Here is a 12,954-nt window from a genome sequence, read left to right as displayed (position 1 = left end):
TGTCGGCTCATCGCATCCTGGGGCTGTAGTCGGTCCCAAGGGTTGGGCTGTTCGCCCATTAAAGCGGTACGCGAGCTGGGTTCAGAACGTCGTGAGACAGTTCGGTCCCTATCCGTCGTGGGCGTAGGAAATTTGAGAGGAGCTGTCCTTAGTACGAGAGGACCGGGATGGACGCACCGCTGGTGTACCAGTTGTTCTGCCAAGGGCATAGCTGGGTAGCTATGTGCGGAAGGGATAAGTGCTGAAAGCATCTAAGCATGAAGCCCCCCTCAAGATGAGATTTCCCATAGCGTAAGCTAGTAAGATCCCTGAAAGATGATCAGGTTGATAGGTTCGAGGTGGAAGCATGGTGACATGTGGAGCTGACGAATACTAATAGATCGAGGACTTAACCATATAATATGAAGCAAATGTTATCTAGTTTTGAAGGAATATACCTTCAATAGTCTGGTAATGATGGCAGAGAGGTCACACCCGTTCCCATACCGAACACGGAAGTTAAGCTCTCTAGCGCCGATGGTAGTTGGGACCTTGTCCCTGTGAGAGTAGGACGTCGCCAAGCAAAAACCTAAGTCGATTCGACTTAGGTTTTTTTGTGTTTATTTTTATATAACCCTAATAAGGCTATTCAAAGTAATAGCAATGATTTTTTGTTTTTCAGGTTTTCCAAGTGCTCCTAAAATAATCCCTATGATAGGGAACGTTAAAAGTGTGATGATATAAAGGAGTATTCGATCATTACAGCAATGACTGCGATACAAAGGAATAAATGTGAAAGAGTGTAGTTGTTTTTTGTTATTGTTCTCCTTATAAATAAAATGAATATAAGCGATTATATGTACGATAGATTTCTAGAAATCTATGTTCTAATTTCTTATCCTTCTTGCATATAGTTACAATTATCCTTTTGAATATAACTAAAACACGAACGTTATTGGTAAGTAATAAAAAAACATTCGATTATTTGTTGACATTGTTTATGAAATATTGTTAATATAGCCATAGAAAGAATAATATATAAGACCTCATATAATCGCGGGGATATGGCCTGCAAGTCTCTACCTAACGACCGTTATTCGTTAGACTATGAGGGAAAGTCACTCGGTATTTTTCTATTCACAAGGGATACGTATGCCTGAGTAGAGCACTTTCTCTCATAGTAAAAGAGAAACTGTTCTATTTCAGGCTTTTTTTATTTGAATCGGGGGGATTCTAATATGAAATCACTAGTTGGAGTCATAATGGGAAGCACGTCAGACTGGGAAACAATGAAATATGCTTGTGACATTTTAGATGAATTAAATATACCGTATGAGAAAAAAGTTGTATCAGCTCATCGGACTCCGGATTATATGTTTGAATATGCAGAAACGGCTCGTGAACGTGGATTGAAAGTTATTATTGCTGGAGCTGGTGGAGCAGCGCATTTACCAGGGATGGTTGCAGCGAAGACGAATCTTCCTGTAATCGGAGTTCCAGTTCAATCAAAAGCGTTAAACGGCTTAGATTCATTATTATCCATCGTCCAAATGCCAGGAGGGGTTCCGGTTGCAACTGTTGCAATTGGTAAGGCTGGTTCAACAAATGCTGGTTTACTTGCTGCACAAATACTTGGATCATTCCATGATGATATACATGATGCATTAGAATTGAGAAGAGAAGCAATTGAAAAAGATGTGCGCGAAGGTAGTGAGCTAGTATGACGAGAATCATTTTACCTGGAAAAACAATCGGCATTATTGGAGGCGGCCAGCTAGGAAGAATGATGGCATTGGCAGCTAAAGAGATGGGATATAAAATTGCTGTTTTAGATCCTACAAAAAATTCACCATGTGCACAAGTTGCTGATATTGAGATTGTTGCATCATATGACGATTTAAAAGCAATTCAGCATTTAGCGGAGATCAGTGATGTTGTCACATATGAATTTGAGAATATTGATTATAGATGTTTACAATGGCTTGAAAAACATGCTTACTTACCGCAAGGCAGTCAGTTGTTAAGTAAAACGCAAAATCGTTTTACAGAAAAGAATGCAATTGAGAAAGCTGGGCTACCAGTAGCAACGTATAGATTGGTTCAAAATCAAGATCAGCTTACTGAAGCAATCACTGAGTTATCATATCCTTCTGTATTAAAAACGACGACAGGCGGATATGATGGGAAAGGTCAAGTTGTTTTAAGAAGTGAAGCTGACGTTGATAAGGCGCGAGAGCTTGCAAATGTAGCAGAGTGTATTTTAGAGAAATGGGTGCCTTTTGAAAAAGAAGTATCAGTTATTGTCATTCGTAGTGTAAGTGGTGAAACGAAAGTATTTCCGGTAGCGGAAAATATTCATGTAAATAACATTTTGCATGAATCTATCGTTCCAGCTCGCATTACAGAAGAACTTTCTCAAAAAGCAATTGCTTATGCAAAAGTGCTCGCGGATGAATTAGAGCTTGTGGGAACACTAGCGGTAGAGATGTTTGCTACAGCTAATGGTGAGATTTACATTAATGAATTAGCACCAAGACCTCACAATTCAGGCCACTATACACAGGATGCATGTGAAACGAGTCAATTCGGTCAACATATTCGAGCAATCTGTAATTTACCTCTTGGAGAAACAAATTTGTTAAAACCAGTTGTCATGGTAAACATTTTAGGCGAACATATAGAAGGGGTCCTAAGACAAGTGAATAGATTAACCGGGTGCTATTTACACTTGTATGGAAAAGAAGAAGCAAAAGCGCAGCGAAAAATGGGGCATGTTAATATTTTAAATGATAATATTGAAGTCGCTCTAGAAAAAGCGAAGAGTTTGCAAATTTGGGACCATCAAGAACAACTGTTGGAGGGAAAAAAATGATTAGTCGTTATACACGCCCAGAAATGGGTGCAATTTGGACGGAAGAGAACAAATTTAAAGCGTGGTTAGAAGTTGAGATTTTAGCTTGTGAAGCATGGGCTGAGCTTGGCGATATTCCAAAAGAAGATGTTAAAAAAATTCGTGAGCATGCATCATTTGATATTGATCGTATTTATGAAATTGAAAAAGAGACACGTCATGACGTAGTTGCATTCACTCGTGCTGTATCAGAAACACCAACATTAGGCGAAGAACGTAAATGGGTTCATTACGGTTTAACATCTACAGACGTAGTAGATACAGCGTTATCTTACATCTTAAAACAAGCGAATGAAATCATATTAAAAGACTTAGAAAACTTCGTAAGCATTTTAGCTAACAAAGCGAAAGAGCATAAGTATACGATCATGATGGGAAGAACACACGGTGTTCATGCAGAACCAACAACATTTGGTTTAAAACTTGGTCTTTGGTATGAAGAAATGAAACGTAACGTAGAGCGTTTCAAGCAAGCTGCTGATACAGTTCGTGTTGGTAAATTATCTGGTGCGGTTGGTACATACGCAAATATCGATCCATTCGTAGAAAAGTATGTTTGTGAAAACTTAGGGTTAGAAGCAGCACCAATTTCAACACAAACATTGCAACGTGATCGCCATGCTCATTACATGTCAACACTTGCACTAATTGCAACATCTATTGAAAAGATGGCAGTTGAGATCCGTGGTTTACAAAAGAGTGAAACACGTGAAGTTGAAGAAGCTTTCGCAAAAGGGCAAAAAGGTTCTTCTGCAATGCCACATAAACGTAATCCAATCGGATCAGAAAATATGACTGGTTTAGCTCGTGTTATCCGCGGTTATATGATGACAGCGTATGAGAATGTTCCATTATGGCATGAACGTGATATTTCTCACTCTTCGGCAGAACGCGTAATTTTACCAGATGCTACAATCGCATTAAACTACATGTTAAATCGCTTTGGTAATATCGTTAAAAACTTAACTGTATACCCAGAGAATATGAAACGCAATATGACAAGAACATACGGCTTAATTTATTCTCAGCGTGTAATGCTTACATTAATCGACAAAGGTATGGTACGTGAAGAAGCTTATGATATCGTACAGCCTAAAGCGATGGAAGCTTGGGAAACACAAGTACAATTTAAAGAGCTTGTAGAAGCTGATGAGCGTATTACGAGCAAGTTATCACAAGAAGAAATTAATGAATGTTTCAACTATGAGCATCATATGCAACACGTTGATACAATCTTTGAACGCCTTGGGTTAAACGAAGCGTAAAATTTCATATGGCACAGAATAGAGTCATTCTGTGCCATTCTTTATAAAAACATTATTCACATTTTTCAAACTACAGGGGGCTTGCGAAATGCAAAAGCTAGAATTGCTGTATGAAGGTAAGGCAAAAAGAATTTATCGTACAGAATCAGCAGATATGGTTTGGGTAGAGTACAAAGATAGTGCGACTGCTTTCAATGGGGAGAAAAAAGAGACGATTACAGGAAAAGGTCGTTTGAACAATGAGATTACAACTTTATTGTTCAGAAAGTTACAAGAAGTAGGAATTAAAACACATTTTATTGAGAAGTTATCTGAGATAGAGCAACTTGTTAAAAAAGTGAGTATTATTCCTTTAGAAGTTGTCACAAGAAATGTAATTGCAGGAAGTCTTTCAAAACGCTTAGGAATGGAAGAGGGAACTGTACTTGCAGAACCAATCGTAGAATTTTACTTCAAAGATGATGATTTAGGAGATCCGCTTGTAACGGAAGATCATATTCGTGTATTAAACGTTGCATCGCCAGAGCAAGTAAGCGTATTACGAGAAATGGCTCTACAAATCAATCAAGTGTTGATTGATCATTTCGCAAGCTGTCGTGTAAGACTAGTAGATTTCAAATTAGAGTTTGGTGTAACGGAAGAAGGAGAAATTATTTTAGCGGATGAAATTTCACCAGATACTTGCCGTTTATGGGATGAAACGAGCAATGAAAAGTTTGATAAAGACGTATTCCGTCGCGATCTTGGAAATTTAACAGATGCTTATGAAGAGATTTTAAAACGTTTAGGGGGAATTTCACATGTATAAAGTTAAGGTATATGTAACATTAAGAGAAAGCGTATTAGATCCACAAGGAACAGCGGTAAAAGGAGCACTTCATAGTCTTTCATTTACAGAAGTGCAAGACGTTCGAATCGGAAAGTACATGGAACTAACAATTGATAAGTCGGTATCTGACCTTGACGCAAAGGTAAAAGAAATGTGTGAAAAACTATTAGCAAACGTTGTAATGGAAGACTTCCGTTATGAAGTTGAGGAGGTTGTCGCACAGTGAAATTTGCCGTAATAGTATTTCCAGGTTCGAACTGTGATGTTGATATGTTCCATGCAATTAAAGATGAGCTCGGCGAAGAAGTAGATTACGTTTGGCACGATACAGAGAATTTAGATGAATATGATGCAATTCTACTACCAGGTGGATTCTCTTACGGTGACTACTTACGCTGCGGTGCTATTTCTCGCTTCGCGAATGCAATGAAAGCAGTGCAAAAAGCTGCTGAGCAAGGAAAGCCGATTTTAGGTGTATGTAATGGATTCCAGATTCTTGTTGAATCAGGATTACTACCAGGAGCGTTAATGAGAAACGAAAATTTAAAATTTATGTGTCGCACTGTTCAGTTGCGTGTTGAAAATAATGAAACGATGTTTACATCACAATATGAAAAAGATGAAGTAATCAATATTCCAATCGCGCATGGTGAGGGGAATTACTATTGTGATGAAGAAACGCTAAAAAGATTAGAAGAGAATAATCAAATCGCATTCCGTTACGTAGAAAATCCGAATGGAAGCGTTTCAGATATTGCTGGTATTGTAAACGAAAAAGGAAATGTACTTGGTATGATGCCACACCCAGAGCGTGCTGTAGATGAATTACTTGGCGGTGCTGAAGGGTTAAAAGTCTTTCAATCTATCTTAAAACAGTGGAGGGAAACATATGTCGTTAATGCTTGAACCAAATCCAACACAAATTAAAGAAGAGCGCATATATGCGGAAATGGGGCTAACAGACGAAGAGTTTGCCATGGTTGAAAAGATTTTAGGCCGTCTGCCAAATTATACAGAAACAGGATTATTCTCTGTTATGTGGTCTGAACATTGCAGTTATAAAAATTCAAAACCAGTGCTTCGAAAATTCCCAACAACAGGTGAGCGCGTCTTGCAAGGACCTGGGGAAGGTGCTGGAATCGTAGATATCGGTGATAATCAAGCGGTTGTATTTAAAATGGAAAGTCATAACCACCCATCTGCTATTGAACCATATCAAGGAGCGGCAACAGGCGTTGGTGGTATTATCCGTGACGTATTTTCTATGGGAGCACGCCCAGTAGCTCTATTAAACTCACTTCGCTTCGGTGAATTACAGTCACCACGTGTGAAATATTTATTCGAAGAAGTAGTAGCAGGGATTGCAGGATACGGTAACTGTATTGGCATTCCGACTGTTGGCGGCGAAGTACAGTTTGATCCATGTTATGAAGGAAATCCACTTGTAAATGCAATGTGTGTAGGCTTAATTAATCATGAAGATATTAAAAAAGGGCAAGCGCACGGTGCTGGAAATACAGTAATGTATGTAGGAGCATCAACTGGTCGTGACGGTATTCACGGTGCAACATTTGCATCTGAAGAGTTATCTGAAAGCTCAGAAGCGAAGCGCCCAGCAGTTCAAGTAGGAGATCCATTTATGGAGAAACTTCTTATTGAAGCTTGCTTAGAACTTATTCAGTCGGATGCACTTGTTGGAATTCAAGATATGGGTGCAGCTGGTTTAACATCATCTTCTGCAGAAATGGCAAGTAAAGCGGGAATGGGTATTGAAATGTACTTAGATGATGTACCACAGCGTGAAACAGGAATGACACCATATGAAATGATGCTATCTGAATCACAAGAACGTATGCTAATCGTTGTGAAAAAGGGTAGAGAGCAAGAAATAGTAGATTTATTTGAGAAGTATGGTCTTGCAGCCGTTACGATGGGGAAAGTAACGGAAGACAAAATGCTTCGCTTATTCCATAAAGGTGAAAAGGTAGCTGAAGTACCAGCAGATGCTCTTGCAGAAGAAGCACCAATTTATCATAAACCATCAAAAGAAGCAGCATACTTTGCTGAATTCCAGGCAATGAAAATGGAAACGCCAAAAGTAGAAAGTTATAAAGAAACGTTATTCGCTCTATTACAACAACCGACGATTGCAAGTAAAGAGTGGGTTTATGATCAATATGATTATCAAGTTCGCACAAGCACAGTTGTTACACCAGGTTCAGATGCAGCAGTTGTACGTGTACGCGGTACAGAAAAAGGATTAGCAATGACGACAGATTGTAACTCTCGCTACATTTATTTAGATCCAGAAGTGGGCGGTAAAATTGCAGTAGCAGAGGCAGCACGTAATATCGTATGTTCTGGGGGAGAGCCACTTGCAATTACAGATTGCTTAAACTTCGGTAATCCAGAAAAACCAGAAATCTTCTGGCAAATTGAGAAATCAGTAGATGGTATGAGTGAAGCTTGTCGTACATTACAAACGCCAGTTATCGGCGGAAACGTATCAATGTATAACGAACGTAGTGGTGAAGCAGTGTATCCAACACCGACAGTTGGGATGGTTGGACTTGTACACGATTTAAAACATGTAACAACACAAGAGTTTAAGCAAGCTGGCGATTTAGTTTATGTAATTGGAGAGACGAAAGCTGAGTTTGGTGGAAGTGAATTACAGAAAATGATTTACGGCAAAATTTTCGGTCAATCACCAAGCATCGATCTAGATGTAGAATTAAAGCGTCAAAAACAAGTATTAGCAGCAATTCAAGCTGGCCTTGTTCAATCTGCTCATGATGTTGCAGAAGGTGGTTTAGCAGTAGCAATTACTGAAAGTGCCATTGGTGCAAAAGGTTTAGGTGCTACTGTGAAATTAGATGGAGAAGCAACAGCCGCATTATTCGCTGAATCACAATCTCGTTTCGTTATAACTGTAAAACGTGAAAATAAAGAAGCGTTCGAGAAATCGGTAGAAGCAATTCAAGTTGGAGAAGTGACAAATACAAATGAAGTAACAATTCATAATGAAGAAAATGAAGTATTGCTTACAGCAAATGTAGATGAAATGAGAAAGGCTTGGAAAGGGGCAATCCCATGCTTGCTGAAATAAAGGGGTTAAATGAAGAATGTGGCGTTTTTGGAATTTGGGGGCATGAAAATGCAGCACAAGTTTCGTATTACGGATTGCATAGTTTACAGCACCGTGGACAAGAAGGCGCAGGCATCGTCGTAAATAATGGCGAGAAAATTGTCGGTCACAAGGGATTAGGTTTAATATCGGAAGTATTTTCAAGAGGTGAGCTAGAAGGCTTAAACGGAAAATCAGCAATTGGACACGTAAGATATGCGACAGCTGGTGGAAGTGAAGTTGCTAACGTTCAACCATTATTATTCCGTTTTTCTGATCATAGTATGGCATTAGCTCATAACGGAAATTTAATTAATGCAAAAATGCTTCGCCGCGAATTAGAAGCAGAGGGAAGTATTTTTCAAACAAGTTCAGATACAGAAGTACTTTTACATCTTATTAAACGTAGTACGAAAGATTCGTTAATTGAGAGTGTAAAAGAGGCTCTAAATAAAGTGAAAGGTGCGTTTGCATATCTTTTACTAACTGGAAATGAAATGATCGTTGCGCTAGATCCGAATGGATTCCGTCCTCTTTCAATTGGAAAGATGGGGGATGCTTACGTTGTAGCATCAGAAACATGTGCTTTTGATGTAGTAGGTGCAACATACATTCGTGATGTAGAACCAGGTGAACTACTTATCATCAATGATGAAGGAATTCACGTAGATCGTTTTACAAATGAAGTAGATCATGCAATTTGTAGTATGGAGTACATTTACTTTGCACGTCCGGATTCTAATATTGCAGGCATTAACGTCCATGCAGCACGTAAAAACATGGGAAAACGTTTGGCGGCAGAAGCTCCTATTGAAGCGGATGTTGTTACTGGCGTGCCAGACTCTAGTATTTCGGCAGCAATTGGTTATGCTGAAGCAACAGGCATTCCATATGAGTTAGGATTAATTAAAAATCGTTACGTTGGACGTACGTTTATTCAACCTTCTCAAGAACTGCGAGAGCAAGGGGTTAAGATGAAACTTTCAGCAGTAAGAGGTGTAGTTGAAGGAAAACGAGTTGTTATGATTGACGATTCTATCGTAAGAGGAACAACAAGTAAACGAATTGTTCGCATGCTTCGTGAGGCTGGAGCGACAGAAGTTCACGTGAGAATTGCGTCACCACCTCTGAAATATCCATGTTTCTATGGCATTGATATTCAAACAAGAAAAGAATTAATTGCAGCAAATCATACAGTAGAAGAAATTCGTGAAATAATCGGTGCAGACTCATTAACATTTTTAAGTGAAGATGGATTAGTAGATGCAATTGGACATCCATATGAAGGGAAATACGGCGGTCTATGTATGGCGTACTTCAATGGAGATTACCCAACAGCTCTTTATGATTATGAGCAAGAGCTTTTAGAAAGTATGAAATAAGAAGAAAAAAGCTTCTACTTCTTTTGATGTAGAAGCTAGCTTCTTTCTTAAAACGGCCGGCCCTAGATAGGGAGAAATTAAAAGACGAGGTGTAGATAACGATGGCGAATGCATATAAGCAAGCAGGAGTAGATATTGAAGCTGGATATGAAGCGGTATCTCGCATGAAAAAACACGTACAAACAACAATGAGAAAAGAAGTACTAGGCGGTTTAGGCGGTTTTGGAGGTATGTTTGATCTATCAAAATTTGCATTAGAAGAACCTGTATTAGTATCTGGAACAGATGGCGTGGGAACGAAATTGATGCTCGCTTTTATGGCAGATAAACATGACACAATTGGTATTGATGCAGTAGCAATGTGTGTAAATGATATTGTTGTCCAAGGAGCAGAGCCGCTTTTCTTCCTTGATTATATTGCTTGTGGTAAAGCTGAACCTAGTAAAATTGAAAACATCGTCAAAGGTATATCAGAGGGTTGTCGCCAAGCTGGTTGTGCATTAATTGGTGGAGAAACAGCTGAAATGCCAGGGATGTATTCTACAGAAGAATACGATTTAGCTGGTTTTACAGTTGGTATTGTTGATAAAAAGAAAATTGTAACAGGTGAAAAAATTGAAGCTGGTCACGTATTAATTGGCTTAGCATCTAGCGGTATTCATAGTAACGGCTATTCTTTAGTACGAAAAGTATTACTTGAAGATGGAGCACTATCTTTAGATCGCATTTACGGACGCTTAGAACTACCTCTTGGTGAAGAATTATTAAAACCAACGAAAATTTATGTCAAACCTATTTTAGAACTATTGAAGAAATATGAAGTATACGGAATGGCACACATTACAGGTGGCGGATTCATTGAAAATATTCCACGTATGTTACCAGAAGGAATCGGTGCAGAAATTGAATTGGGATCTTGGAAAATTCAACCGATCTTCAGTTTGCTTCAAGAAGTTGGAAAACTAGAAGAAAAAGAAATGTTCAATATTTTTAACATGGGTATTGGTATGGTAGTAGCAGTGAAGGAAGAAGAGGCAAAAGATATCGTTCGTCTTCTTGAAGAGCAAGGAGAAATAGCTAGTATTATTGGACGTACTGTACAAGGGGCTGGCGTTACCTTTAATGGGGGAGCGGCACTATGAGTAGATTAGCAGTTTTTGCTTCTGGGAGCGGCTCTAACTTTCAATCTCTTATCAATGCGGTAGAAGAAAAAAGATTAGATGCAGATATTAGTTTATTAGTATGTGATAAACCAGAAGCACGTGCTGTTGGACGGGCACATTATCATCATATTCCATGTTTCGCTTTTTCAGCGAAAACATATGAGTCAAAAGAAGCGTTTGAAAAAGAAATATTAAAGAAGCTAGAAGAGTATGAAATTGATTATGTTATTTTAGCTGGATATATGCGTTTAATTGGACCAACTTTACTAGAAGCTTACGGCGGAAAGATTATTAATATTCATCCATCACTATTACCAAGTTTTCCAGGGAAAGATGCTGTTGGTCAAGCGTTAGAAGCAGGTGTGAAAGTAACTGGAGTAACGATTCATTATGTAGATGCAGGTATGGATACAGGGCCAATTATTGCGCAAGAAGCGGTAGTTGTTTCTGAAGGGGATACGAGAGAAAGCTTACAAAAGAAAATTCAACAAGTTGAACATAAATTATACGTAAATACAGTGAATCAAATTGTTCAATCTGTGAAAGAACCAACTGTTAACTAACATACAACCAGGGGTGAAGGATAGATGAAAAAGCGTGCATTAGTAAGTGTTTCAGATAAAACAGGAGTAGTAGAATTTGTTAAAGGTTTACTAGAACAAGGAATCGAAGTTATATCAACAGGTGGTACGAAAAAATTACTAGAAGAAAACGGCTTACAAGTGATCGGTATTTCTGAAGTAACTGGGTTCCCGGAAATTATGGATGGTCGTGTAAAAACATTACACCCAAATATTCATGGTGGTCTATTAGCAGTTCGCGATAATGAAACGCATGTAGCGCAAATGAATGAGTTAGGTATGGAGCCAATTGATTTTGTTGTTGTTAACTTATACCCATTCAAAGAAACAATCGCTAAGCCTGATGTAACATTTGCTGATGCAATTGAAAATATTGATATCGGTGGTCCAACAATGATTCGCTCTGCTGCGAAAAATCATAAATTTGTATCGGTAATTGTAGATCCAGTAGATTACGATGTTGTATTAACAGAACTGAAAGAGAACGGTGAAGTAAAAGAAGAAACGAAACGTAAATTAGCAGCGAAAGTATTCCGTCATACAGCGGCGTATGATGCGTTAATCTCTAACTACTTAACAGAGCAAATGGGTGAAGAAAGCCCTGAAACATTAACAGTGACATTTGAGAAAAAACAAGATTTACGTTATGGAGAAAATCCACATCAAAAAGCAACATTCTATAAAGCACCATTCGCTGTAACTTCTTCTGTTGCATATGCAGAACAATTACACGGTAAAGAACTATCTTATAACAATATTAACGATGCAGATGCAGCGCTTAGTATCGTGAAAGAATTTACAGAACCAGCAGTAGTAGCGGTAAAACATATGAATCCATGTGGTGTTGGAGTAGGAACTGATATTCATGAAGCATACACACGCGCTTATGAAGCAGATCCAGTATCCATTTTCGGTGGTATTATCGCAGCAAATCGTGAAATTGACAAAGCAACAGCTGAAAAGTTACATGAAGTTTTCTTAGAAATTGTTATCGCTCCTTCGTTCTCGCAAGAAGCTTTAGACGTATTGCAAAGCAAGAAGAACCTACGCTTGCTAACTGTAGATATTGAAAAAGCGATAAGCGCAAGCAAAAAATTAACTTCTGTACAAGGTGGTCTTCTTGTTCAAGAGGAAGATACGTTATCATTAGATGAAAGTACAATTTCAATTCCGACAAAACGTGAACCGTCAGAGCAAGAGTGGAAAGATTTAAAACTAGCTTGGAAAGTTGTAAAACATGTGAAATCAAATGCAATTGTTTTAGCGAATGATAACATGACAGTTGGTGTAGGCGCGGGACAGATGAACCGTGTAGGTTCTGCAAAAATCGCAATTACACAAGCTGGCGAAAAAGCACAAGGTAGCGCACTTGCATCTGATGCTTTCTTCCCAATGCCAGATACAGTAGAAGAAGCAGCAAAAGCAGGAATTACGGCAATCATTCAGCCAGGCGGATCAATCCGTGATGAAGATTCTATTAAGATGGCAGATGCGTATGGGATTGCGATGGTTTTCACTGGCGTACGTCATTTCAAACACTAGTAGAGGATGTTTAAAAGGTCCGGTCAAGATAACTGTCGCATGTCGTCGTTGCATTGCCAGTGCGGTACTCATGTAGGAAAGCTACATTCCGTGTCCTCCTGTCAAATGCGCCTCGACCTGCTCGGTTCTCTCGATCCTCCCTTTTAAACTTCTATTGATATGGATGTTTAAAAAG

General features: G+C 38.8%; 11 protein-coding genes, 2 rRNA genes and 1 riboswitch. All 13 genes read left to right on the top strand.

Going from position 1 to position 12,954, the window contains the following annotated elements; translation table 11 throughout:
- Positions 1 to 396: ribosomal RNA gene (locus PDL00_RS34030) — 23S ribosomal RNA — on the top strand; the annotation flags it as partial.
- Between the two features lie 50 nt (positions 397 to 446).
- A 5S ribosomal RNA gene (gene rrf / locus PDL00_RS34025) occupies positions 447 to 562 on the top strand.
- Between the two features lie 443 nt (positions 563 to 1,005).
- Positions 1,006 to 1,107, top strand: a riboswitch (purine riboswitch).
- Positions 1,108 to 1,217: 110 nt separating this feature from the next.
- On the top strand, positions 1,218 to 1,703 hold the full coding sequence (purE, locus tag PDL00_RS34020) for a 5-(carboxyamino)imidazole ribonucleotide mutase (RefSeq protein ID WP_000839367.1): 486 nt from the start codon (positions 1,218 to 1,220) through the stop codon (positions 1,701 to 1,703).
- Entirely contained in the window at positions 1,700 to 2,851 is a 1,152-nt protein-coding gene (gene purK / locus PDL00_RS34015) for a 5-(carboxyamino)imidazole ribonucleotide synthase (protein WP_242257264.1), read from the top strand. Before purE ends, purK begins: the two co-directional genes overlap by 4 nt.
- A complete protein-coding gene (gene purB, locus PDL00_RS34010; protein ID WP_000625686.1) occupies positions 2,848 to 4,155 on the top strand; it encodes an adenylosuccinate lyase in 1,308 nt (435 codons plus the stop codon). The genes purK and purB overlap by 4 nt, the downstream gene beginning before the upstream one ends.
- Before the next feature lie 88 nt (positions 4,156 to 4,243).
- Positions 4,244 to 4,963: a phosphoribosylaminoimidazolesuccinocarboxamide synthase gene (gene purC / locus PDL00_RS34005; RefSeq protein ID WP_242257263.1), complete on the top strand. Its 720-nt coding sequence runs from the start codon at positions 4,244 to 4,246 to the stop codon at positions 4,961 to 4,963.
- Complete coding sequence (purS, locus tag PDL00_RS34000; RefSeq protein WP_000278820.1) at positions 4,956 to 5,210, top strand: phosphoribosylformylglycinamidine synthase subunit PurS; 255 nt, start codon at positions 4,956 to 4,958, stop codon at positions 5,208 to 5,210. Before purC ends, purS begins: the two co-directional genes overlap by 8 nt.
- Complete coding sequence (purQ, locus tag PDL00_RS33995) at positions 5,207 to 5,890, top strand: phosphoribosylformylglycinamidine synthase subunit PurQ (RefSeq protein ID WP_048375606.1); 684 nt, start codon at positions 5,207 to 5,209, stop codon at positions 5,888 to 5,890. The genes purS and purQ overlap by 4 nt, the downstream gene beginning before the upstream one ends.
- Positions 5,874 to 8,093: a phosphoribosylformylglycinamidine synthase II gene (gene purL / locus PDL00_RS33990; RefSeq protein WP_270733782.1), complete on the top strand. Its 2,220-nt coding sequence runs from the start codon at positions 5,874 to 5,876 to the stop codon at positions 8,091 to 8,093. Before purQ ends, purL begins: the two co-directional genes overlap by 17 nt.
- Entirely contained in the window at positions 8,078 to 9,493 is a 1,416-nt protein-coding gene (gene purF / locus PDL00_RS33985) for an amidophosphoribosyltransferase (protein ID WP_242257261.1), read from the top strand. Before purL ends, purF begins: the two co-directional genes overlap by 16 nt.
- Before the next feature lie 101 nt (positions 9,494 to 9,594).
- Positions 9,595 to 10,635, top strand: coding sequence for a phosphoribosylformylglycinamidine cyclo-ligase (gene purM / locus PDL00_RS33980; protein WP_061680301.1), 1,041 nt, complete (start codon positions 9,595 to 9,597; stop codon positions 10,633 to 10,635).
- The gene (gene purN / locus PDL00_RS33975) at positions 10,632 to 11,219 is read left to right on the top strand and encodes a phosphoribosylglycinamide formyltransferase (protein WP_242257259.1); all 588 of its coding nucleotides are present in this window, start codon (positions 10,632 to 10,634) and stop codon (positions 11,217 to 11,219) included. Before purM ends, purN begins: the two co-directional genes overlap by 4 nt.
- 24 nt (positions 11,220 to 11,243) lie before the next feature.
- A complete protein-coding gene (gene purH / locus PDL00_RS33970; protein ID WP_270733781.1) occupies positions 11,244 to 12,779 on the top strand; it encodes a bifunctional phosphoribosylaminoimidazolecarboxamide formyltransferase/IMP cyclohydrolase in 1,536 nt (511 codons plus the stop codon).
- Positions 12,780 to 12,954: the final 175 nt, after the last annotated feature.

This window comes from Bacillus cereus group sp. TH152-1LC (genome assembly GCF_027710505.1).
GTDB classification, from domain to species: domain Bacteria; phylum Bacillota; class Bacilli; order Bacillales; family Bacillaceae_G; genus Bacillus_A; species Bacillus_A mobilis.
This window is presented reverse-complemented; position numbering and strand designations above follow the sequence as displayed.